The following is a 23,079-nucleotide window of genomic DNA, read 5'->3' as shown; positions in this document are numbered from 1 at the left end:
ATGCATCTCCGGGTCGACGAGCGACCACTGTGGGGTGTGCCGGTTGCGGCGCGGCTGACCTGGGGTGCTGTTCTGCTGCTGGCGCCCGGCCGGATGCTCCGACCGGTGGGCCCGACCACCACCGGCGCGGTCGTGACATTGCGGGTGCTCGGGGCCCGGCACGTCGTCCAGGCCGTCATGACCGTCCGGCGGCCCACGCCGGGCGTGTTCGCCGTCGGCACGGTGGCCGACGGCCTCCATTCGATCACGGCGGTCGCCCTCGCCGCCGCCGACCGTCGGCAGCGGCATGCCGCGATGACCGACGCCGCGGTCGCCGCCGCCTGGGCGGTGCTAGGTGCCGTCGTCGTTCGACGCCGAGGAGAACCATAAGAGCGGGAACGTGCACCGACCGACCGACCGTGTCCTGGTCGTCGTCTGCGACAAGGGCGAGGAGTCGGTCACCGCCGTCGGCGCTGCGCTGCGCCGGCACAACCTGCGCGCCGGCCGGGTGACCGCCGTAAGCGGCTTCCAGGAGGCTGACCTCGGCTAGTTGGACCGGAAGCGGCGCGATTACCGGCGCATCCCCGTACGGCGGTGCTGTCCCTGATGGGTGACGTGGCCGCCGCGGCGCGAGCCGGTGCCGCACGTGCACGCGGTGCTCGGGCGCACCGACGGCAGCACAATGGGCGGACACCTGCTGTCCGCCCGGTTGTGGCCGACGCTCAAGGTGATCGTCACGGAAGTCGCGCCAGGGCTGCCCAAGCGGGTCGATCCGGAGAGCGGGCTGACCCTCATGGCCGGCCCTGGCCGATAGCCGGCCCCCGATCAGTGGCAGGGATCAACCTGGCCGAGCGTCACGGCGGTCTCCAACATCAGCGCGTGCACGAACCCTTGCGGCAGGTTGCCGCGCAGTTGGCGCTGACGGACGTCGTACTCCTCGGTGTAGAGCCCCGGTGGGCCGCATGCGGCTCGGTTGCGTTCGAACCACCGGTTGGCCCCGACCGTGTCACCGGCCTGCCAGGCCGCCAGGGCTGCGGCGAATCCGCAGAGCAGGAACGCCCCCTCGGCGTCGCCGAGCGGCCGCCGGTCAGGCCGGAACCGGTACAGGTAGCCGTCCTCGGCCAGGTCCATGAGGACCGCCCGATGGGTGCGGTCAGTGCGCGGATCCTCCGGGGGAAGAGCGCCGCGGATGCCGGGCAGCAGCAGAGCAGCGTCGACCCGTTCGTCGTCGTAGGCGCGCCGCCAGTGCCCGTCCCGTGCGAGACCGTGCGCGGCGGCGTCGGCGAGGATCCGGTCGGCCAGCGCCGACCAGCTGGCCGCCAGCCTCGGCGCGGCGCTCCGGGCCGCGGCCCGTAAACCGGCCACGCAGGTCAGTTTCGAGTGGGTCCACTGCCGGGGCGGCAGCTCCCAGATGCCCGAGTCCGGCTGTGACCAGCGCCGGCCGATCGCGGCGGCCGTCAGCTCCATGGCGCGGTGCGCGTCGCTGTCCAACCTGTCGTGCCGTTGCGCGGCGGCCAGCAGCATCAGCACCTCGCCGTAGGCGTCGAGCTGGAACTGGTCGCGCACCCAGTTGCCGGTGCGCCCGTCCGCGCCCGGGTATCCGGGTAGCCAAGCCAGCTTCTGCTCGTGCGGCACCGGATCGCCGCCGACGGTGTACGCCGGGGCGAGGCGGTCCCCGTCGGCCAGCACCCGGTCGGTGAGGAACGCGACGGCATCGTCGAGCAGGTCGTACTCGCCGGCCAGCGCGGCGGCCTGGCCGGCGAAGGACTGGTCGCGGATCCACGCGTACCGGTAGTCGTAGTCGCGCCCGGCCATCGCCCGCTCGGGCAGGGCGGTGGTGGCGGCGGCCACCATTCCGCCACCAGGCCGGGTCATGCCCCGCAGCACCGCATAGGCGAGGGCGGCGTCGCGCCGTGCTGGTCCGGCCAGCGACGGGACGGTCGACGCCCATTGCTGCTCGGTTGTCCGCCACAGCTCCCCGGGCGGGGAGCACGGCTGTTCGAGGGGAGCAGCCGAGAGTTCCAGCACCAGATCATGGTGGCCGCCCGCCAGGATGGTCACCTCGCCGGCGAGGAACGCCTGCTGATCGCGACGCAGATCGGCGCCGCCGTGCAGCCGCAGGTACAGCCCCGCGGTGCGGGCCCACCAGCACTCGGCGTCGCGGTGGGCATCTCGTACCGGTGCCCGGCCATAGTCGGCCCGCGGGTCCACTACGATGCGCACCCGGGCCGGGCGGTCCAGGGCGCGGACCTGGCGCAGCAGCACCAGCCTGTCCGCCTCACCCGGGTAGGCGAGGGCCTCGCGGGACTCGATGATGCCGTCCTCGGTCACCCACCTACTGCGCCAGATCAACGAGCCCGGCTCGTAGTGGCCGCCCCACACGAAGCGGGCCGACGCCGGGGCCACCAGGAAGCGGCCCGTCCCGCCGAGCAGGGTGCTGAACACCGCCGGATCGGACCAGCCCGGTGCGCAAAGCCACGCGACATCTCCGCGGGGCCCGACCAGCGCGCCTCGATGCCCGTCGGCGAGCAGCGCGTAGTCGCGCAGCACGGCCGGTGTCGTGCCGGTACGCGAACCGCCGTCTTCACCCGACATCCGTGTCATCGCGGATGGTGGTATGGCTGTGAGCGGTACTCCGCGATGCCTTCGGCCCAGAGGTACCGCTCCGGCACTGCTGCCACCCCCGACCTCCTATGCGTCGCCGATGTCCCACCGGGGGTACCCGGCCAGAACCCGCTGACACGCCGGTGGCGGTGATCGGGCCCTGCCGGGTGACTGCGGAAGCCAACGCCGGGTAGAGCGGCATGAGAAGACACCAGGTCAGGGAGGGAACATGGGCCGGCGACACGACGTGCAGGTGGCGGTGGTGACCGGAGCGAGTGCGGGAGTCGGGCGGGCGACGGTGCGGCTGCTCGCCCAGCGGGGGATCGCTGTCGCGCTGCTCGCTCGGGGAAAGGTCGGATTGGACGCCGCCGCCGACGAGGTGCGCGCCGCCGGTGGACGACCGCTGCCGATCGAGGTCGACATGGCCGACTACGAGCACGTGGTCGCCGCCGGGCGGCGCATCGAGGAAGAACTAGGCCCCATCGACCTGTGGATCAACGACGCGTTCACTTCCGTCTTCGCCCCGTTCCAGGAGACCCGGCCGGAGGAGTTCCGGCGAGCCATGGAGGTCACCTACCTGGGGTACGTGCACGGCACCCGGGTGGCCCTGTCCTCCATGACCAAGCGGAACCGGGGCACGATTGTCCAGGTGGGCTCGGCGCTGGCGTATCGGGGCATCCCGTTGCAGGCGGCGTACTGCGGGGCGAAGCACGCGATCGTCGGGTTCACCGAGTCGCTGCGCTGCGAGCTGATGCATGAGCGCAGCAAGGTCCAGGTGACGATGGTGCATCTGCCGGCCGTCAACACTCCGCAGTTTGACTGGTTGCTGTCGCGGCTGCCGCGCCACGCAGAACCGGTCCCGCCGATCTACGAGCCGGAAGTCGCCGCGAGGGCGATCGTCGCCGCGGCCGACCGGCCCCACCGCCGGGAGTACTGGGTCGGCATGCCCACGGTGCTGACCATTCTGGCCAATCGCATCGCGCCGGGGCTGCTCGACCGGTACCTGGCCCGGACTGGATACCAGTCGCAGCAGACCGGACGGCCCGCGGACCACGACCGGCCGAACAACCTGTGGCATCCGCTGGACGGGCCGGGCGGGCACGACTACGGCGCCCGCGGTGACTTCTCCCGACGGTCGCACAGTCGCAGCCCTCAGGCGTGGCTGTCCCGCCACCGCCTGGTCACCGCTGCCGGGCTGGCCGGTACGACGGTCGGCGTGCTCGCCTGGCGTCACCGCTGATCGCGCAGAATCGTCGGCCGCGCCTACTACCGGTGTCCGGTCGACCATCGGCTCCAGCCACTCGCCGCGGTCCGCGCCGAGGTCAACCGCGACGGCTACCGGCAGCTGCGGCGCTTCGCCGGCCGCTGGCCACACGCGAGCTGGGCGGTGCAAGGCGCGGCCGGCCTCGGCGCTCCCCTGACCGCACGGCTCGCCACGGACGCCGTCGACGTCGTCAACGTGCCGGCGAAGCTGGCCCGGCGGGTCCGGATGCTGTCGACGGGGCACGGTCGCAAGACCGATGAGGCGGACGCTCTGTCGGTCGGCATCGCCGCGCACACCGCGACCCGACTCAACGCCGCGGTCATCGACGAAGCTATCGCCGCGCTACATGCCCTCACCGAACACCGCGACGACCTGGTCCGCACCCGCACTCAAACGGTCAACCGCCTGCACGCGCTGCTCGCGCAGCTCATTCCCGCCGGCCTGCCTCGCCGGTAGACCGCCGACACTGCGGCCGCAGCACTGCGCAGCATCCGCCCACGGGCCGTGTTGGCGCGCACCCCTGCGTCAGCTGGCCCGTGGAGCTGCTCGTCGAGGTCCGTCGCCTCGACCGGGGCATCCCCGAGGCGACCGCAAACACTGTCCGCTGCGGTGGCGGCTTCGAGCACCACCCTGACCGATCTGCACGGCATCGGCGACGTCCTCGCCGCGAAAATCTTGGCCCGGTCCGGTGCCGTCAGCCGGTTCCGGTCCGCCTCCGCATTCGCCTCGTTTGTGATGTCGCGCCCATAGAAGTGTCTTTCGGTGACGCCCTCGGCATCGCGCTGTTCGTCGTCGGAACCCTCGACTCCGTCGTCGATGTCGCCCAGAACGCACGCGGCCTGCGGGTCCAACGTCTATACCGACGGTCCATCGTCAACTCCATGCACGGCGCGCGGAGCATCGGTGCTGTCCTGGGCGGCCTGATGGGCTCGACCGCCGCCGGCCCGCGCCTCTCCCCCTCGCGATCGACCTAAGCATCTCCGCGGCGCTGTTCAGCACCGTCGCCGTCGTCGCCTACCGGCTTCTGCTCCCCGGCCCCGAAGGCGCCGAACGACCGCCGAAGCGCAGGACCTCACCGCTGTTCAGGACGATTTCGCCGCCCCGCCGACCCACCACAGAAGTTGGCCCTCCTTCACCACTTCCACTGTGCGGCTGCTTGCCGCACTCGGCGTGCTCGCCGCCTGCGGCGCACTCGTCGAGGACGCCGCCGAGCCCTGGGGGCCATTTGCCTCAACGGCGACCTCCACAGCAACGCCGCCACCGCCGGCCTGGCCGTCGTCGCACTCCAGACCGCCATGACCCTCGGCCGCCTCACCGACGAAGGCGCCATCGACCGCTTCGCCGACGTCGTACGCGCCGAAGGAGCACTCACGGCCGTCGGCATGGGCGCCGCCCTCGCCGTGCCCACCGTGGCCAGCACGCTGGCCGGCTTCGCCCTCGCCGGCCTCGGCGTCGCCACCCTCGTTCCCGCGGCCACGCAGACTGCCGACGAACTCCCCGGGCTTCCGCACGGCAACGGCCTCACCGTCGTCAGCTGGCTGCTCCGCGCCGGATTCCTGCTGTCCCCAGCACCGGTACCCGGCCGGTGAACCCGAGCCGACCCCACGCCGACGCATCGAGATCGTCGACCCAGTCGGCGATCTGGGCCGCTACATGCGCGACCGGTACCGGCGGTACGTGCTCGCGCTGCGCGAGTCCGCCGAACGGCACGGGGTGACCGGGGTGCCGTTCCTGATCAACGTGCACGGCACCGGGGGCGGGCGGGGCCGGACCTTCCCGATCGGCATCAGCCAGCTCTTCGAGGCGTACCGGGGTCAGCCGCAGCTCACCTCCGGCTCGGACTACTACCTCGGCGATCTCACCGTCACGAACGTCACCGACCTGTACGTCAGCAACGCCTTCCTCGCCGCCGTGCACGACGCCCACCAACCGCCGATGTCGCTGGAGTTCGAGGCCGGCAACGGCGACTACGGCCAGGACCTGTCCACGCTCTACCCGCCGGAGGCGATCGAGCTGAAGACCCGGCTCTGCGTGGCGCAGGGCAACCGGCTGCTCAACCTCTACCTCTTCGCCGGCGGATACAACCCGCCGCTGGCCGAGCCGGTGGGCGACGGCAACGACCGGATCGCGTTCACCGGTGAGCGGCACGGGTTCGCCGCGCCCGTCGACCCGGAGGGGCGACTCAACCCGACCTACGCCGCGGCCCGACGTGCCCTGCACGCCGTACGTGGGGTCGCCGACCTGCTCGCCGATTCCGACGAGGAGGACGACGGCCTGGCGCTCGGTTTCGTGCCCGACCACTACCTGACCGAATACCACCACCCCGCCTCGGCGTCGCGGGCGGCGCAGGTCGCCGACCTGGAACGATTCCGCGGCATGGGTCCGCGCGACGTGCTCGCCCGGGCGCTGCTGCTCGCCGGCTACTCGTTCCCGGCCGTCGACCTGCAGTCGCCGCTGCCGGCGGACACGCCGCCGGTGATCGCGCTGGCCAGCGCCGCCACGCTCGGGCCGAAGGTGCAGCAGCGGCTGGTCGAGCACCTGCGCGGCGGCGGTCGGCTACTGCTGCACGGCGTGCTGCCGGAGCGGGACCACGATGGCACCCGGTGCACGCTGCTCGCCGACGCGCTCGGGCTGACCGTCACCGGCCGCGTCGACGACGGGCCGCAGTCCTTCCCGTCGGTGGTCGGGCAGCGCTGGGCGGCAGGCCGGGCCGAGGTCCGGGTCGGCTACGCGCAGCGGTTGGCCGGCGCCACCGCCGAGCCCGTGCTCGTCGAGGTCGGCTCCGGCGAGCCGTGCGCGGTGGAGGTCGCCGTCGGCGCCGGACGAGCGCTGGTGATCGCCGCCGACGTACCCTGCGACCTGGACTTCTGGCGCGCGGCGGTGGCGCGGCTCGGAGTACGCCAACGGCTCGCCGCGGACGCCGACGGGCCCGGTCTCGTGCTCACCTCCACCGTGGACCCGGTTGGGCAGCGGCTGCTGCACCTGGTCAACGTGGCACCGTCCGCGGTGACCCTCGCGCTCGCCTGGCAGGGCGTCCCGGTGCTGGCCGGCCGGCGGCTGCGGGTGCCCGCCCGCACCGGCCTGATCCTGCCGTACGGGATCCGGGTCGGCGACGCCACGCTGGTGGAGACGACCTGTGAACTGGTATCCCGCGACGGGAACACGGTGCTGCTGCGCCCCACCCAGGGCGACGACGAGGTGGTGCTGGCCACCGACCGGCCGATCACCGCGAGCCGCGGCAGCGTGCACGGCACGCAGGGGCGGGTGACCGTGCGGCTTTCCGGCGGGCCCGACGACGACCCGGTGCGGATCACCGTGGCCTGAGGGTGGGCCGCGGAGCGCAGCCAGTGCCGGGGCAGTCCGGGTGGCTTCGCGGTGACCGTCCTGGCAGCGTCCGGACGCCTCGTGGTTGAGCTCACCGGGTCGTCCGCCATCGTCACCGGCTCGCGCGCTCAAGGTTCGGGACGACGTGGCGGTGAAAATCGAGGTCGACCTGGAAGCTGACCTCCACGCCCAGCCAGTCCCCGGGGCCGCGGCGTACCCGCGCGCGACGCGGGCACGCCCGCTCCTGCCTCGACTGTGCGTACTGCGAACCGGGGGCGCTGCCCGCCACCGGCGGAACCGCGGAAGCTATTCCGCCATGCGCGCCGACGCGGCGATGACGAGCACGAGTGGCGCGATCAACAGCACCGGCGACCATGCGGGCACGTGCCTGGCCATCAGCGCACCGACCACGGCACCGGTGATCAGGGCCAGCAGGACGTGGGCCTTGGGCCGCAGGCTGTGCCATGGGCTTCGGGCAGCGACCCCCGCGATCAGGCTCGTGAGCGTGCCGGTCAGGTACGTGGAGGAGAGGCCCGGTACGCCGAAGCGCTGAATGGCACTGCTCTGGACGCCCAGCGCCGCTGCCGACAGCATCAGGAGCCCAAGGTCGACCTGCTCCGAACGACTGGGCAGGTTGACCACCCAGACGACGAGAAAGACGACGAACACCAGGAGTTCCAGGACGAGCGTGTGGGTGACCCGGCGGGGCCAGACCGGGTCGTCCGGCTGCGCCGAGCCAGCGAGGCGGGCGCCGGCGAGGACGCCGGTGATGAAACTGAGAATGGCGCAGCCGGAGGTCAGGGCAAGGTCGGCAGCGCCGCTGCCCGCCGAGAGCCCGAGCAGGACCATGTTGCCCGTCATGACGCTCGAGAAGGCTCCGCCGAGGGCCAGGAAGCCGATGGCGTCCGCGCTACCGGTCAGGAAGGTGAGCACGACAACGAGGGCCTGCCGCCGCCGCGCGAGGTCCCGGTTCCCCGTCACCGCAGCGCGCAAGCGCATGACGGATGGCACTGTTTTCAGCACGGTCGGCTATCCTTCCCAAATTGTTCTTCGTATACGCTTTGCCTGGACGATTCATGGAGAGGCGGTCAGGTTGGCTGATGACCTGCGAGGCAAGCTCGGCGCTCAACACCTGCCGCTACGCGACCAGGTCCTCGCCGCACTGCGGACCGCCATCATCGACGGCGACTACCTTCCCGGCGAGCGGCTGACCGAGGATCGGCTGGCCGAGGACTTCGCCGTCTCCCGCAACCCGGTCCGGGAGGCGCTGCGCGTCGCGGAGGCGGAGGGTTTCGTCGTGATCCTGCCCCGCCGCGGCGCGGTGGTCGCCTCCCCGAGCAGTGCGACCATCGCGGACATGTTCGCCGTCCGCCAACGCCTGGAGTCACTGGCCGCCCGGCTGGCGGCCGAGCGGGCGACGGCGGCGGACGTGGCCGCCCTGCGGGGCCTGCTGGAGCAGGGCCGCGAGGCGACGCAGCAGCAGGACCTCGCCCGGGTCGCCGAGCTGAACAGCGCCCTGCACCTGCGGATCCTCGAGATCAGCGGCAACCCGTGGCTGTTGTCGATCGCCAAAGCGCTCTACCTCCATGTGCAGTGGGTCTTCCGGCTGGGCGCCGCGGAACGGGCACCACACTCGTGGGCCGAGCACATCCAACTGGTCGACGCCATCGAGTCGGGTGACGGTGACCGGGCCGAGCGGGCCGCACTGGCCCATCTCGATGCCGCTTCCGCTGCCGCGTACGAAAACGCCGAGGCCGGATACGGGGCCCGCTGAGGCGTCAGCGGCCGCAGGCGTAGCCCTGCATGCCACGCGGGTTCGCTCCGGCCGCCAGCACGCCGGTGTCCGGATCGCGGGTCACCGCACAGAGGCGACCCAGGCTCCACGCGCCGGACAGCCGCACCTCGTGCCCCTGCGCGCGCAACGCCGCCAGGACATCCTCGTCCAGCCGGTCCTCCACCACGAGAACACCGGGCTCGTTGTCGCGCGGGTAGAACGAGCCCGGCAGGCTGATGGTGTGCCACATCGGCGCGTCGATGGCTTCCTGCAGGGACCGACCTCCGACGAGATGGCGCAGCAGGAACAGCAGCTGCCACTGGTCCTGTTGGTCGCCACCAGGAGTGCCGAACGCCAGGACGGGTTTCCCGTCGCGGTGCACCATCGTCGGGCTCAGCGTGGTGCGCGGCCGGCGTCCCGGCGCCAGCGACGAGGCGAGACCTTCCTCCAGCCAGAACATCTGCAGCCGGCTGCCGAGGGGGAAGCCGAGGTCCGGAATGGTGGGAGAGCTCTGCAGCCAGCCGCCGCTCGGCGTGGCGGAGATCATGTTGCCCCAGCGGTCGACCACGTCGACGTGGCAGGTGTCGCCCCGGGTCACCCCGTCCGACTGCACCGTCGGCTCGCCCGTCGTGGGGTCCGCGAGGTCGACCCGGCGCCCGGCACCGCGTCGCACGTGAGCCGGGAGGCGTGGCTCGGCGCCTTCGGGGCGGCCCGGTCGCAGCTCCGCTGACGCGCGGTCAAAGATGAGGCCGGCCCGCTCCCGCGCGTACTCGCGGGAGAGCAGCGCCTTTGCGGGCACGGGACCGTCGCCGTACCAGGCCTCACGGTCGGCGAAGCCGAGTTTGAGGGCCTCGGCCTGGGCGTGGATGCCGGCCGCGGTCGACGGGTCGTACGCCCCGAGGTCGTCGAGCGCGTCGAGGACCGCCAGGGTCTGCAACAGCACCGGCCCCTGGCCCCAGAAACCGGTCTTCGCCACCGTGTAGCCGCGCCAGTCGAGGGTGGTCGGTTCCTCCCAGGTGGCCCGGTAGGCGGCCATGTCCGCGCCGGTGACGAGACCGGCGTGCGCGCGTCCGCTGGAGTCCTGGAAGGGTTCCCGGCTGAACCGGTCGACCGCCTCGGCAACGAAGCCTTGACCCCAGGCGCGACGTGCGGCCTCGATCTGCGCCTCCCGGTCCGAGCCCGCTGCCCGGCCGGCGTCGACCAGTCGTTGCAGGGTCTGCGCGTACGCCCGGTTGGTGAACAGCGCGCCCGCCGCCGGTGGCCTGCCGTCGCGGAGCCAGAGCTGGGCGGAGGTGGGCCAGTGCTCCTCGAACAGCGACCGCACGGCGGCCACGGTGTCGCCGACCCGGCCGATCAGCGGGTGACCCGCGCCGGCGTAGCCGACCGCCGGCTCCAGCACCTCCTCGAGGGAGAGCGTGCCGTGGTCGCGCAGCAGCAGGAGCCAGGCGTCCACGGCGCCGGGGACCGCCGCGGCGAGCGGGCCGGACCCGGGGATGAGGTCCATCCCGAGGGAGCGGAAGTGCGCGATGGTGGCGCCGGCCGGCGCCGGTCCCTGCCCGCAGAGCACCCTCGGGGTCGGGTCGTGCGCGGTGGCGACGATTGCCGGCACCTCACCGCCGGGCCCGTTCAGGTGTGGTTCGACGACGTGCAGCACGAATCCGGCGGTGACCGCGGCGTCGAAGGCGTTCCCACCGCGCTCGAGGATCCCCATGGCGGACTGGCTCGCGAGCCAGTGCGTCGAGGACACCATCCCGAAGGTTCCCTGCAGGGTCGGCCTGGTGGTGAACGTCATGACAACACCTCACTCGAGTCGGCGGCGGCCCGGACGTCGGGCCGGGTGCCGTCGGGCTGGACCAGGTGGCAGGCGGCCAAGCCGCCGCCGAACGCCACCTGTGCGGGTACCTCCGCGGCGCACCGGTCGAACGCGAGCGGGCACCGGGTGCGAAAGCGGCAGCCGGAGGGCGGATCCAGCGCGGACGGCAGGTCGTCGCCGAGCAGCACCGGTTGACGCTGCCGTTGACGGACCGGGTCGGCCACCGGCGCGGCCGCCAGCAGCGCCTGGGTGTAGGGGTGGGCCGGGCGCGTGAAGATCCGCTCACGCGGGCCCTGCTCCACGAGTTGACCGAGGTACATGACGGCGATGTCGTCGGCCAGGTACTCGACCGCGGACAGGTCGTGGGTGATGAAGAGGCAGGCGAACCCGATGTCGCGTTGCAGGTCGGCGAGGAGGTTGAGCACCGACGCCTGCACCGACACGTCGAGGGCGCTCGTGGGTTCGTCGGCGATGAGCAGCTTGGGCTCGGAGATCAGCGCCCGGGCGATGCTGACCCGCTGACGTTGACCCCCGGAGAGCTCGTGCGGATACCGGCGCGCGACTTCCGCCCGCAGGCCCACCCTGCCGAGTTCCTCGGCGACGCGGGCCTCCCGATCGCGTCGGGTGATCCGCTTACCGGACAGCCGCAACGGCTCGGCCACGATCTCGCCGACCAGCATGCGCGGGTCCAGCGAGCCGGCGGGGTCCTGGAAGACGATCGACACGTCATTGCGGTGCTGGCGTAGCTGTCGCCGGGTCAGCTGGGTGACATCGGTCCCGGCGATCCGGACCACGCCCGCGGTGGGCTTCTCGAGCCGCACCACGCACCGGCCCACCGTCGACTTTCCCGAGCCGCTCTCCCCTACCAGCGCCGTGACCCGGCCCTTGGGAATCGTGAGGGTGATCCCGTCCACGGCCCGTACCGGCCCGAAGTGCATCACCAGGTCCTCGAGTTCGAGGGCGTTCGGTTGCGGCGTCATGCGGTTGTCTCCTGGGGCTGCGTCCGCGGCGCCGGGCAGGGATGCCAACAGGCCGCGAGGTGGTCCGTCACCGCGGTTCCGACCGCTTCCAGAGGCGGCGCGGCCTCCCGGCACCGCGCGTCGGCGGCGGGGCAGCGATCCGCGAAGGTGCAGGCGTCGGGCTGGATGGACAGGACGGGCACGAGACCGGGAATCTCCTGCAGCCGCTCGGTACCGGCGTGCTTGCCCGGCGTCGGCGAGGCCGCCAGGAGCCCGGCCGTGTACCGGTGGTACGGATGCGCGAACAGGTCGGTGACCGGTGCCTGCTCCACCACCCGTCCGGCGTACATGACGACGACGCGGTCGGCGATGTCGGCGATCACGCCGAGGTCGTGTGTGATGACGAGGATGGTGGTGCCGAGCCGGTCCCGCAGGTCCCGGAGCACCTGCAGGATGCCGGCCTGGACCGTGACGTCCAGGGCAGTGGTGGGTTCGTCGGCCACCAGCACCTTCGGGCCGCAGGCCACCGCCATCGCGATCATCACGCGCTGGCGCATGCCGCCGGAGAGCTGGTGCGGGTAGTTGTCGACGCGCTTCGCGGCGGACGGGATTCCGACGAGGGAGAGCAGCTCGACGGCGCGGGCCCGGGCGGCCCGCTTGGACATCCGCTCGTGTACCTGCAGGACCTCCCCGATCTGCCGCCCCACGGTGAGCACCGGGTTCAGCGAGGTCATCGGCTCCTGGAAGATGTAGGCGATCTCCTTGCCGCGCACGCGGCGCAGCACCGACTCCCGCGCGCCGACCAGCTCGGTGCCCTCCAGCCGGACGGAGCCGGAGACCCGGGCGCTGTCGGGCAGCAGGCCCGCGATGCTCATCGCCGTGACGCTCTTGCCGCAGCCCGACTCGCCCACCATCCCGACGATCTCTCCGGACGCGAGATCCAGGTTCACCCGGTCCACCGCCGAGACGGTCCCGCCCTCGGTGGTGAACGAGACCGAGAGATCGCGTACGTCCAGGACGGGCGTCCCGACCGCGGCGGAGGATGCGGCCGCCCGTTCGACAGTGGTCATCGCCGGTCTCCCTTCGGATCGAGGGCGTCCCGAAGGGCGTCGCCGAAGACGTTGAACGCCAGCGCCAGGCCCATGATGACGACGCCGGGCAGGACGGCTGCCCAGGGTGCGCGGGCGGCGAACTGCTGGGCGGAGGCCAGCATGGTGCCCAGGCTGGGGGCCGGGGGCTGGATGCCCAGGCCCAGGAACGACAGCACCGCCTCGCCCAGGATCGCGGCCGGGATCGCGACGGTGGCCTGCACCAGGATCACCGACGTCGCGTTCGGCAGGACGTGCTTGGCGAGCACCCACAGGTCACTCGCGCCGTCCACCACAGCGGCGGCGACGAAGTCCAGCGCCTTGAGCCGCAGAGTGTCCGAGCGCACCACCCGGATCACGCCCGGGATCTGCGCGATCCCAATGGCCACGGCCGCGTTGGTGAGGCTGGCGCCCCGGATGGCCGCCAGCCCCACCGCCATGATCAGGAACGGGAAAGCGAGCAGCAGGTCGGTGAAGCGCGAGATCACCGCGTCCCAGGACCGGAAATAGCCCGCGGCCAGTCCGAGCGGCACCCCGATGATCAAGGAGGTGGCCACCGCCAGGAGCGCCACCAGCAGGGAGGCCCGCGCCCCCAGCATGATGCGGGACAGGACGTCCCGGCCCAGGTCGTCGGTCCCCAAGAGGTGACCGGGGGTGCCCGGCGGCGAGAACGTGTGGGCAAAATCGGTCTGCTGGACGTCGTGAGGAGCGATCCAGGGCGAGAGCAGGGCGACGACGGCCGCGAGCGCGAGCACGACGAAGCTCACCACGGCGAGCGGGTTGCGGCGCAGTCGCCGGAGGACCCGGGTGCGCCGGCTGATGCCGGCGGGGCCGGCCTCCGCCATCGGTACGCTGAGGACGGTCATGCCGGCTCCCCCGTCACCCGGATACGTGGATCGATGACCGAGTAGAGCAGGTCCACCAGGAAATTGATCACGATGTACGCCGTCGCGGTGAGCAGGACCACGGCCTGGATCACCGGATAGTCCCGCTGGAACACCGCGTCGATGGTCATCTTGCCGAAGCCGGGCAGCCCGAAGATCTGCTCGGTGACGACCGCTCCGGAGATCAGGCCGCCGAGCTGCAGGCCCACGATGGTCACCACCACGATGAGGCTGTTCCGGAGGGCATGCCGGGTGATGACGGCCCGTGGCCGGAGACCCTTAGCCTTCGCTGTACGGACGTGGTCCGAGGAGAGCGCCTCCAGCATCGCCGAACGCGTCTGCCGCATGATGATGGCGGCGAGGCCGGTGCCGAGAATGACGGCCGGCAGGACGATGTGGTGCAGGTTGCCCGCCGGGTCCTGCAGCAGGGGCACGAATCCGGAGGCCGGGAAGAGCCCCGCCGCCACGGAGAGGTAGAGGATCGCCAGCAGGCCGAGCCAGAAGTGCGGCACCGACAGTCCCACCAGGGCCAGTCCGTTGGCCAGCCACTCGGCGGGACGCCCGCGGCGGACAGCCGCGAGCACGCCGGCCCCGACACCCAGCGCGGCGGCGAGGAGGATCGCCAGGAGGGACAGCTCGACCGTGACGGGCAGGGCGGTCGTGAGCATCGACGAGACCGGTATCCCGGTTCGGATCGACACCCCGAAGTCGCCCTGCGCGACGCGCCCCACGTACTGGGCGAACTGGATGGGCAGCGGCTGGTCGAGCCCGTAGTGGTGCCGGATGGCCTCCAGTGCCTCCGGGGACCGGTCCTCGCCCGCGAGGGCGAGGGCCGGGTCCCCGGGCAGTGCCCGCACCCCGAGGAACACCACGACCGTCGACAACAGCAGCGTCAACGCTGAGTGCCAGGCGCGTGTGAGTAGATACCGAGCCACGGCGCGACCTACTTGGTGAATCCGGCGAAGGCTGCGCGGATCACGCCGTCGGGGAAGACCTGCAGGCCCTGGATCTTGTTGGAGACGGCGGTCAGGTTCCGCTGCCGGTAGAGGTAGATGAGCGCGTCGTCCTGCTGGAGGATCGTCACCGCCTGCCCGTACAGCTTCTTGCGCTCTTCGAGGTCGTTCGACTGCCGAGCCTGGGTCAGCGCGGCGTCGAGCTCCGGGTTGCTGTAGCCGGAGACGTTCTGGCTGCCGCCGGTGCCGACGAAGTTGGTGATGTTGGCATCCGGGTCGATCCGCCCGCTCCAGCCCAGCTGCAGCAGCTCGAAGTTGCCGCGGTCCTGCTCGTCGAGGAGAGAGGAGTACTCCACCGGGTTGACCTTGAGGTCGAATCCGCCGTCCTTGACCATGGCCTGCAGCGCCTGCGCGAGGCGCAGCGAGTCGGGCGTGTTCGAGATGAGCATCGCCACCGGGTAGGGCGTCTGCACGCCGGCCTCGGACAGCAACTGCTTGGCCTTGGCGGGATCGTGCTGGGGGCACGCCTGCGCTTCCTCGGACGAGAACGGGCTCGCGGGCGAGATCGGCGAGCAGGCCGGGGCGTTGAGTCCGTTGAAGACGGCCTGGACCAGTGCCTTCCGGTCGAGGGCGTACTCGAAGGCCTGCCGGACCTTGGCGTTCTGCGCGATCGGGCGGTTGATCGGCTTCGGCGTGGTGCCGACGCCGTCGACATTGCCGATGTTGAAGGTGAGCCCCTGGTACCCGAGCGACTGGGACTGCAGGACGCTGAGCGAGGAGTCCCCGCGCAGCGCGCCGTAGTCCTGTGTGGAAATGCTGTCGGCGACCTGAGCGTCGCCGGAACGCAGGTTGGCGGCCCGAATGCTCGCGTCGCTGAGGATGTGCCACGAGATGGCGTCGAGGTTGACCTTGGTGGCGTCGTAGAAGTTCGGGTCTCGCACCACGTCGATGGAGTTCTGCGGCACCCGCTTGGCGAACTTGAAGGGCCCGACGCAGACCGGCGCGCTGGCGAAGTTGTCGCCCAGGCTCTGCAGCGCCTTCGGGCTCATGATCATGCCGGCCCGGTCCGCCAACGCCCCGACCAGGGGTGCGAACGGCTGCTTCAGGTGGATCACGACGCTGTTGGCATCGGGCGTGTCGACGGTGTCGATCGGACCGAGCTCGCTCTTTCGCGCGGACCGGGCGTTGGTCAGGTGCCGTTGCAGGGTGGCCTTGACCGCGGCGGAATCGAACGGCGTTCCGTCCGCGAAGCGCGCGCCCTGGCGCAGCGGGATGGTGACCGTCTTACCGTCACCACTGAAGGTCGGTAGTGCGTTGGCCAGCTGCGGCACGACCTGCGCCTGCTCGTTCACGTCGTAGAGCTTCTGGCAGATCGCCTGGAAGACGTAGCGCGAGTAGAGGCTGCGCGACAACGTCGGGTCCAGCGCGTCGGGCTCCGCGGAGAGGGCGATGACCAGCTTGCCGCCCTTCTTCATCGCGGCCGGGTCCGCCGGCGTACCGAAGTTGTCCTGTCCTGCCGCCTGGTTGTCGCCGGAACTGGCGCCGCCCTCGTCCTTGGACACCGGCGAGCACGCTACGACGGTGCAGGCGACGGCGACCGCCGCCACAGCTGCCCGGAATGGATGAAGCCTTCGCAGGCTCGGTTCACTGAGGTTCGTCATTGGGGAGCTCCTCGAGTGGGCGATTCGGGGAGCGTATGTTGTATACGAACTGCTCCGCAAGACCTCCGGTCTGCGGCAGAACGAGCAGCCAGCCGGCCGACCAGCCGGGCCAGGCGCTGGGGCGGCGGGCAGGTTCGCCGCGACCCGGTCGACCTGACCACCGATCACCCCGCAACGCCTCAAGTAATGCTCAAATCCAGTTCCGCCGATCCTTCGATGCGACGGACCTGCATACGCTCAACGCGCCCGGCTCTCACATGGTCCTCCCCGACCCGTCATGGTGGCGACCGCCGTCGTACACGGGTTGACCTGCGCGAGCTCGGCGTGACCGTCGCGGATGGATCGGGCTACCCGCAGCAGGCCGGTTCACCGCGTCAACCGCACGTCGCAAGCAGAAGGAGGGGAGAATGGGACCCGTACAGCGACGCATCGCGCTTCTCGCGCTACCCGCCCTGGTGGGAAGCGTCCTCATGGCGACCGGGCCCGCGGGTGCGGACCCCGCCGGGTCGGCAGCCACGGCAGGCTCGGAACGATCCCGACTCGAGGTTCCGGAGGCCGCACGCCTCGTACGCATCAAGCTGACCGGCGCCGACATGCTGGACAAGGTGGTCGCCGCCGGCTTCGACCTGGAGCATGGTCTCCGGCGCGTGCCGACCGGCAATGAAGGCGAGGCGGTGGCGACCACCGAGCAGGTCGCCGAACTCGAGGCGCTGGGCGTCGAGATCCTCGGCGACGGCGAGGGCTTCGCCTGGACCGAGGAGGCCGACGGCGGCCTCCAGGCCCTCCGCACGAAGGCCGTCCAGCCGCTCACCGACGAGGAGACGGTACGGATCGCCCGTGCCGACTGGTTCACCACGAAGGGCCAGGGCTTCCTGTACGTCGAGGCGCGGACCACCGAAGGGGCGCAGACGAGCCCGATCGTCGGGATGCAGCTCGAGAACGACTCGGGCGCGGGCACCACGTTCGGCTCCGCGCGGACCATGAGCCGGTTCGTCGATTCCGGGCAGTACATGTTCCACCGGAACCTGTTCAAGCTCGACGCCCGCCCGAGCCAGATCCGGGTCACGAGCTCGACGGGGGGCGTCGCGACCGGCAACGTCTCCAACTGGCTCGAGGACGGCGCGCCGCCGCTGACGGCGAACCCCGCCTACAAGTGGGACTTCGTCGACGGCTACCGGCACCCGCAGCAGCTCTTCAGCCGCGCCGAGGAGATCGCCCGCCAGTACCCGGACATCGCCGAGATCGTCTACCTGCCGAACAAGACGAACGGCTATCAGCGAAAGGCGCAGGCCACGATCGGCGGCACCGGGCAGAGCGCGGTCGTCGTCAGCTCCGCCGCCTGGGGCCACGAGGGCGGCAACGACATCACCGTCGAGTTCGTGGACCGGCCGGGGGCGAACCTCCCGCTCGCCGTCGAGGTTGCGGGCAAGGCCATCCGCGTCCTCCTCGCGAAGGACGCCTCCGGCGGGCCGGCGAGCACGGCCGCACAGGTGGCGGCGGCCCTGGAGAGCCAGTCCCAGGGCCTCGTCGACCGGGCGCACCCGTACCGGACCAACGCGGGCACCGGCATCGTCGCGGCGACCGCAGGCCCGGTCGCGCTGACCGACTTCCTCGACCAGAAGCGCGTCGGCGCCCCGGAGGGCGAGGTGCCGCGCGGCCCGGCCACGATCCCCGTCCTGCGGATCGGCAAGCACCGCGACGGCAGGAACCCGGGGGTGCTCATCCAGGCGCAGGACCACGCCCGCGAATGGGTGCCCGCGACGACCAGCCTGGAGTCGGCCGAGCGCCTGGTGCACAACTACAGGTCCGACCGGGAGACCAAGAAGATCGTCGACAACACGGACATCTTCTTCATCCTGTCCAACAACCCGGACGGGGCGAACTACAGCTTCTACAACTTCGCCTCGCAGCGCCGGAACATGACGAACCACTGCCCGGACGACAACGCGGATCCGGCCCGGCGCAACTCCTGGGGCGTCGACCTGAACCGGAACTACCGGGTCGGGTCGGCTCAGGACGGCTACTCGGGCGGGTCGTTCAGCTGCGTCAGCGACACCTACCAAGGCCCGGAGAAGCTGTCCGAGCCGGAGTCGAAGAACATCATCTGGCTGGTCGAGAAGTACCGGAACATCAAGTTCATGATGTCCGTGCACTCCAACGGCGGCCAGCTGTTCTGGCAGCCGGGCGCCTACATCGCGGACGGGCGGATCACCACGCCGCGTCCGCCGCTGGGTGACGAGGCGTTCTACTGGCAGTCGGCCGCCCGGATCCTGTCGCAGGTCAAGGCGCACCGGCAGACCGTCGTCACGCCGGAGAACGTCGGCGGCTCCTCGGACGTCCTCTACTCCTCCGCGGGCAACGTGCGCGAGGATCTCTACTACACCTACGGGATCTACGCCTTCGGCTGGGAGGTCGGCGGCTCGGTCTACAACCCGGCCACCGGCAACTGGCAGGGCGGTTCGTTCCAGCCGGCGTGGGTGGGCAACCCGGACCTCGTCAGCGGCCACTCCGAGACGATGGAGTACGCCAACGGCATCATGGAGATGTTCCGGATCGCGGCGGACTGGGGCAAGGACCACCAGAAGCCGACGTCCCAGCTCGTTCCCGGCGGCGGGAAGTACCCCGGGCCCGTCGACGTGCGCTTCGAGACGAGCGAGCCGGCCACCATCTACTACACGACGGACGGCAGCCGGCCCACGCTCGATTCGCCGCGCTACGCGGCGACCGAGTTCCGTGAGCCGGGTCAGGTGTTCCACGTGACCGAGACGACCATGTTCCACTGGTTCTCGGTCGACAGCGCCGGCAATATCGAGCAGAACTACGACCCGTCGAAGAACGACAGGCGCAACAACTACCGCACGGCGACGATCACGATCGCCCAGCAGTAGTCGGGCCCCACGGCGCCATCTCGTGATCATTGCCTCGTCAGTGAGGGCCCGCCCCTCGCTGACGAGGCAATGGCGGGTCGACAGTTGGCGGTGGCCCGGATGGCACGCGCTCGGACATGGCTGAACCATGTCCCCGTATCGAACCTGCGAGGCGAGCTGATCTCGGCTGGATCAGGACACGCACGGCTGTCTGACGCGAGCCAAGGACGCGGACCCCTTCGGTGTGAACTCTCGGCGAGCGGGTCGGATCGGGCTTGATGCGAGGTCAGAGGGCCTGCTGGCGCGCTTCTCGGCTCGGTTCGGCTGGCACGGTTGCTGTACTTCGCTGCTGTACTCGGGGCATCACACGAGGCGCTGAATGCGGACCTTCGGGCGCTCGTTCTTGAGGTGGCCTTGCTTGTGCTGGCGTACATGCGCGTCCCAGACCTCCTGGTCGTAGTCGGGGTCCGGCGGGACCCACCTGTGGGAGCTGTCGCTGTAGTGGAACTTCTCGTCGCCGGGTCGCAGGATGCTCATCGGGTCCAGCCAGGAAGGTCTGGCAGACTCCGCGATATGCGAACTTGGGCCATCGCGGTTTCGGCCGTCGCCGCCACGCTTGTGGCGCTACCAGTGACAACGGCGCTCGCCATGGGGTATTACCCCCGCCCGGACTGCTTTGATCGTGCCGCCTTCGACAAGGCGGTGACGAAGCTACCGCCGCCGCCGGCCCTAGACGCGTTCGATTCGGTCGATGCACCTGACAAGATCGGCTCGTGTGACATTGGGTCGTCATACGGGGTGAAGGGCGGCTACATCTTCTACGCTGTCGACAGCCCTGGCCTCGACGATTCTGGATGGGGTTACTTCCCAAGCCGGCCGGACGGTGACCTTGGAAACGGTGAGTGGGAGGGGCCACAGTTCGAACAGATCGAGGGCCCCTGGTACCACTGGACGGCAAGCTGGTAGACGGCATTGCCGAGTCACAAGCCGCGATTCCGGCCCCGTGGTGAACCGTGCTTGAAGTCGCACCGGCTGCAGCCCCCGCCTCACCTCTGTGGCTGCAGCGCCGGGACGACTCAGACGTTGAAGCGGAACTTCGACGGCCTATCCGGTGGCCTGCGGCGACCTGGCAGGCACGCTGGTCAAGCTAGTTCCGGGGTTCGCGTCGTTGATGGCTGCTTGCCGACGTTTCACGCTGTCTTGTGCCCCGTGTGTGCCCCATACGGGGAGCAGCGGGGCAAGCTTGGTCAACCTCGCCCGGCACTGCCCAACGAATGCGCCAAAGGTACGGAGATGTCCGCCGAGATGCACTGCCTTGGCTCCTCGTCGACGACCTGGCGGCGTTACTCGGCGGGCTGCGCACCGTCCGGTGTCACCGGCCGGGCCGATGACCGGCGTATGGCTCCGTCCTGCTCCTCGGTTTCCGCTCTCCGGCAACCTCCGCTTTTGTAGGTTGGCGGAAGAAGCGTGCCTCCGCCCCCGCGGGGCGTGCCGAAGGAGGCAGACGCGTGAGGCCCGACCCGCTCCCCCGGATCCTTCGTCGGCGCGGCGAGCCTGACTATCCGACGTTCCTGGAGCTCTTCTTCGACCTGGTCTACATCTTCATGCTCTCCAGGCTCTCGGCGGGGCTGGCCGGGGACCTCACCGTCCGGGGCGCCGCCCAGACCGCCGTCCTGTTGATGGCCGCCTGGTGGGTCTGGGTACTGACCGCGTGGCTCACCGATCTGTTCAACCCGCGGCTGCCGGTCATCCAGGCCACCGTCCTGGCGGTCATGTTCGGCACCCTGTTGATGGCGATCGCGGTGCCGTACGCCTTCGACGACTACGGCTGGCTGCTCGTCGCGGCGTACTTCGGCATCCATCTCGTCCGGGACGCCGTCCTCATCCCCGGTACCCGGGTGAACCGCCCGATCCAGGCCCGGAGCATCCGGGTGTTCTTCTGGTTCGGCGTCACGGCACTGCCGTGGGTGGCCGGGGCGTTCGTGCACGGAAACGGCCCGGCTGCTGCTCTGGTCGGTCGCGGTGGCAGTCGACCTCGGGTCGGCCCGGTTGGGCTGGCCGACGCCGAAACTTGGTCGCACCGAACTGGCCAGTCAGATCTTCACCGGCACGCACCTGTCCGAGCGGCATCGGGAAATTTTCATCATCTCCCTCGGCGAGCTGATCCTGAGCGGCGGCATCGGGTTGGCCGGCAGCGGCTTCCAGGCCGGTCGGGTGGCCACGAGTTTCGTCGGGTTCGCCGGCGCTGTCGTGCTCTTCCAGCTCTACTTCCTCCGGGTACGGCAGCTGCTGGCACCGCCGGCCGTCATGGTGGTGGAGCGGGTCCGGCCCGGCACCCCCACCTCCTACAGCCACCTGGTGATGGTGGCCGGGGTGCTGGTGGTGTCGACCAGCGTCTCGCTGGTCATCGACCAGCCGTCCGGTGCGGCACCGGCCGCCTGGGTCGCCGCCAGCCTGGGCGGGCCGGCGCTGTTCCTGCTCGGGAGTTGCCTGTTCGACGCCGTGGTCACCGGACGGATCCTCTGGTCCCGGGCGTTGGGGATCGTGGTGCTGTGCGTCATCGGCCCCGTGATGGTGCTGCTTCCGCCGCTGGCCATCCTGGTCGTGGCGAATCTGGTGCTGGTGCTCATCCTGGCCTGGGAGACGCTGCCCGCACACGCGCGGCCGGTCCGGGTCACCGTGCCGACCTGACGGTCACCCGAGCGCCGGTGGCATCGGCGCGCGGGCGTGCCGGTGGGTGCTGACCAGGTTCGCCGCCGCGACCAGGGCCAGGACGCTCATGGCGAGCAGCGCGACCACGACCGGCGGCAGCAGGCCCGCGGCCGGCGCCGCGCCGGCCAGGAGGACCAGCCCGGCCAGCCGGGACCGGGATATCCGACCGAACACCGTGTAGTCCAGCACTCCGCGACCGACCAGGAACAGCACCGGCCCGCCGAGGATGACCGCAGCCCACGAGGGCGGCGTCTCCCCGAAGGGACGCATCACGACGAGGTGACTCGTGACCGATGCCGCCGATGCCCGCCACCATGATCAGGTGAGTGACCGCGGCGGACTGCGTGAGCAGTGACGGGTTCGCCGATCGCGCGATGGCCTCGGTCAGCAGCTCGCCGGCCCGGTAGATGTAGATCCGCCAGGCCAGCACCACGATCGCGAACACCACCAGCAGCGCCCACGCCCGGTCCGCGGTGTAGTCGCTCAAGCTGAAGGTCGTCCCGATGACGAAGATGGACGCGCCGAGCGCGATGATGACGAACTGCCGGTACCGTTCGGCCACCCGCTCGCCGACCAGCCGCCACTCCTGCGGCTGCGACCGCCCGTGCTTGGGCAGCGGCCAGCCGAGCGAGGCGGCGACGTACTCCATGGCGACGGTCGCGGCCCAGAGCAGGAGGCGGGTGGGGCCGGTGGCCAGCGCGCCGCCGATCCAGCCGACGGCGGCGATCGTGTACCAGAACAAGATCCGGCCGCTGCGGACCGGCTCGTTCGCGCTCGGCCGGAGCAGGAGGTAGTAGATGCTCGAACCGAGGTGGATCGCCAAGTAGCTGAGCGCGAAGAGCAGGCCGCGCCCGTCGTAGGCGGCGGGTGCCGCGGCCGCCAGCAGCAGGCTGCCGGCCGCCACCCCGATGAACTGCACCTGGACCGCGGGCCGCATCAGGTCCAGGGTGTCGGCAGCCCACGTGGTCACCGCCCAGACCAGGGTGAACGCGAGCAGCAGGACCAGCGTCTCGCCGACGCCGGTCCAGCTCACGTCGGCGGCGAGCGTCCTGACCAGGGAGATCAGCGCAAAGACGTACGCCAGATCGAAGAAGAGTTCCAGGAACGCCGGGCGGCCGGGGTCCCGTGGCGTCGGAGTCGCCGCGTTGGCGTCGCCTTCGGTCACCATCGACGTCCTCCGGACCCCCCGCACCGTCC

General features: G+C 70.9%; 20 protein-coding genes and 2 pseudogenes. 13 read left to right on the top strand and 9 right to left on the bottom strand.

Annotated elements, in window-relative coordinates; all coding sequences use genetic code 11:
* The 3 genes from F8274_RS00775 to F8274_RS00770 are packed head-to-tail and all read left to right on the top strand — an operon-like array spanning position 1 to position 793.
* Positions 1 to 369, top strand: a complete 369-nt coding sequence (locus tag F8274_RS00775; protein ID WP_151460314.1) for a hypothetical protein — start codon at positions 1 to 3, stop codon at positions 367 to 369.
* Between the two features lie 10 nt (positions 370 to 379).
* Positions 380 to 529: a hypothetical protein gene (locus tag F8274_RS31050; protein WP_192579643.1), complete on the top strand. Its 150-nt coding sequence runs from the start codon at positions 380 to 382 to the stop codon at positions 527 to 529.
* A gap of 60 nt (positions 530 to 589) precedes the next feature.
* Positions 590 to 793, top strand: coding sequence for a PCC domain-containing protein (locus F8274_RS00770; RefSeq protein WP_151460313.1), 204 nt, complete (start codon positions 590 to 592; stop codon positions 791 to 793).
* 11 nt (positions 794 to 804) lie between these two features.
* On the opposite strand, the gene F8274_RS00765 is transcribed toward F8274_RS00770, so the two are convergent.
* On the bottom strand, positions 805 to 2,574 hold the full coding sequence (locus F8274_RS00765) for a glycoside hydrolase family 15 protein (RefSeq protein WP_151460312.1): 1,770 nt from the start codon (positions 2,572 to 2,574) through the stop codon (positions 805 to 807).
* 238 nt (positions 2,575 to 2,812) lie between these two features.
* On the opposite strand from F8274_RS00765, the gene F8274_RS00760 reads away from it, so the two are divergent.
* From F8274_RS00760 to F8274_RS00735, 5 genes are all read left to right on the top strand, one after another.
* Positions 2,813 to 3,823 (top strand): SDR family oxidoreductase, encoded by a 1,011-nt coding sequence (locus F8274_RS00760; RefSeq protein ID WP_151460311.1) that lies wholly within the window; start codon positions 2,813 to 2,815, stop codon positions 3,821 to 3,823.
* A gap of 9 nt (positions 3,824 to 3,832) precedes the next feature.
* The gene (locus F8274_RS00755) at positions 3,833 to 4,303 is read left to right on the top strand and encodes a transposase (RefSeq protein ID WP_151460310.1); all 471 of its coding nucleotides are present in this window, start codon (positions 3,833 to 3,835) and stop codon (positions 4,301 to 4,303) included.
* A gap of 48 nt (positions 4,304 to 4,351) precedes the next feature.
* On the top strand, positions 4,352 to 4,597 hold the full coding sequence (locus F8274_RS32495) for a transposase (protein ID WP_370518182.1): 246 nt from the start codon (positions 4,352 to 4,354) through the stop codon (positions 4,595 to 4,597).
* 545 nt (positions 4,598 to 5,142) lie between these two features.
* On the top strand, positions 5,143 to 5,436 hold the full coding sequence (locus tag F8274_RS00745; RefSeq protein ID WP_151460309.1) for an MFS transporter: 294 nt from the start codon (positions 5,143 to 5,145) through the stop codon (positions 5,434 to 5,436).
* A gap of 64 nt (positions 5,437 to 5,500) precedes the next feature.
* Positions 5,501 to 7,171 carry a hypothetical protein gene (locus tag F8274_RS00735; RefSeq protein ID WP_192579641.1) on the top strand — a complete coding sequence of 557 codons (1,671 nt, stop codon included), beginning with the start codon at positions 5,501 to 5,503 and terminating at the stop codon, positions 7,169 to 7,171.
* A 306-nt stretch (positions 7,172 to 7,477) separates the two neighbouring features.
* Here F8274_RS00735 and F8274_RS00730 read toward each other — a convergent pair whose 3' ends face one another.
* Entirely contained in the window at positions 7,478 to 8,194 is a 717-nt protein-coding gene (locus F8274_RS00730; RefSeq protein ID WP_192579640.1) for a YoaK family protein, read from the bottom strand.
* 70 nt (positions 8,195 to 8,264) lie between these two features.
* Between F8274_RS00730 and F8274_RS00725 the strand changes: the two genes are divergently transcribed.
* The gene (locus F8274_RS00725; protein ID WP_192579639.1) at positions 8,265 to 8,945 is read left to right on the top strand and encodes a GntR family transcriptional regulator; all 681 of its coding nucleotides are present in this window, start codon (positions 8,265 to 8,267) and stop codon (positions 8,943 to 8,945) included.
* Between the two features lie 4 nt (positions 8,946 to 8,949).
* Here F8274_RS00725 and F8274_RS00720 read toward each other — a convergent pair whose 3' ends face one another.
* From F8274_RS00720 to F8274_RS00695, 6 genes are read right to left on the bottom strand one after another with little or no spacing between them, the layout of a single operon-like run.
* Positions 8,950 to 10,737 carry a gamma-glutamyltransferase family protein gene (locus F8274_RS00720; RefSeq protein WP_151460305.1) on the bottom strand — a complete coding sequence of 596 codons (1,788 nt, stop codon included), beginning with the start codon at positions 10,735 to 10,737 and terminating at the stop codon, positions 8,950 to 8,952.
* Positions 10,734 to 11,738, bottom strand: coding sequence for an ABC transporter ATP-binding protein (locus F8274_RS00715; RefSeq protein ID WP_151460304.1), 1,005 nt, complete (start codon positions 11,736 to 11,738; stop codon positions 10,734 to 10,736). Before F8274_RS00715 ends, F8274_RS00720 begins: the two co-directional genes overlap by 4 nt.
* Positions 11,735 to 12,787: an ABC transporter ATP-binding protein gene (locus F8274_RS00710; RefSeq protein WP_151460303.1), complete on the bottom strand. Its 1,053-nt coding sequence runs from the start codon at positions 12,785 to 12,787 to the stop codon at positions 11,735 to 11,737. The genes F8274_RS00715 and F8274_RS00710 overlap by 4 nt, the downstream gene beginning before the upstream one ends.
* On the bottom strand, positions 12,784 to 13,671 hold the full coding sequence (locus tag F8274_RS00705) for an ABC transporter permease (RefSeq protein ID WP_151460302.1): 888 nt from the start codon (positions 13,669 to 13,671) through the stop codon (positions 12,784 to 12,786). Before F8274_RS00705 ends, F8274_RS00710 begins: the two co-directional genes overlap by 4 nt.
* Positions 13,668 to 14,624, bottom strand: coding sequence for an ABC transporter permease (locus F8274_RS00700; protein WP_151460301.1), 957 nt, complete (start codon positions 14,622 to 14,624; stop codon positions 13,668 to 13,670). The genes F8274_RS00705 and F8274_RS00700 overlap by 4 nt, the downstream gene beginning before the upstream one ends.
* A gap of 8 nt (positions 14,625 to 14,632) precedes the next feature.
* On the bottom strand, positions 14,633 to 16,204 hold the full coding sequence (locus F8274_RS00695; protein WP_225853507.1) for an ABC transporter substrate-binding protein: 1,572 nt from the start codon (positions 16,202 to 16,204) through the stop codon (positions 14,633 to 14,635).
* 692 nt (positions 16,205 to 16,896) lie between these two features.
* On the opposite strand from F8274_RS00695, the gene F8274_RS00690 reads away from it, so the two are divergent.
* From F8274_RS00690 to F8274_RS32240, 4 genes and pseudogenes are all read left to right on the top strand, one after another.
* A complete protein-coding gene (locus F8274_RS00690; protein ID WP_151460299.1) occupies positions 16,897 to 19,191 on the top strand; it encodes a M14 family metallopeptidase in 2,295 nt (764 codons plus the stop codon).
* Positions 19,192 to 19,503: 312 nt separating this feature from the next.
* Entirely contained in the window at positions 19,504 to 20,136 is a 633-nt protein-coding gene (locus tag F8274_RS31040) for a hypothetical protein (protein WP_192579638.1), read from the top strand.
* A 638-nt stretch (positions 20,137 to 20,774) separates the two neighbouring features.
* Positions 20,775 to 21,107: pseudogene (locus tag F8274_RS32490) on the top strand (low temperature requirement protein A); the annotation flags it as partial.
* A 64-nt stretch (positions 21,108 to 21,171) separates the two neighbouring features.
* Positions 21,172 to 21,861 carry a low temperature requirement protein A gene (locus F8274_RS32240; RefSeq protein WP_151460297.1) on the top strand — a complete coding sequence of 230 codons (690 nt, stop codon included), beginning with the start codon at positions 21,172 to 21,174 and terminating at the stop codon, positions 21,859 to 21,861.
* A 3-nt stretch (positions 21,862 to 21,864) separates the two neighbouring features.
* Here F8274_RS32240 and F8274_RS00670 read toward each other — a convergent pair.
* Positions 21,865 to 23,050 (bottom strand): annotated as a pseudogene (locus tag F8274_RS00670) (low temperature requirement protein A).
* Positions 23,051 to 23,079 lie beyond the last annotated feature (29 nt).

The organism is Micromonospora sp. AMSO31t, from assembly GCF_008868175.1.
Classification (GTDB): Bacteria; Actinomycetota; Actinomycetes; order Mycobacteriales; family Micromonosporaceae; genus Micromonospora.
The sequence above is the reverse complement of the archived record's forward strand: the minus strand, read 5'-3'. Positions and strand labels throughout refer to the sequence as shown.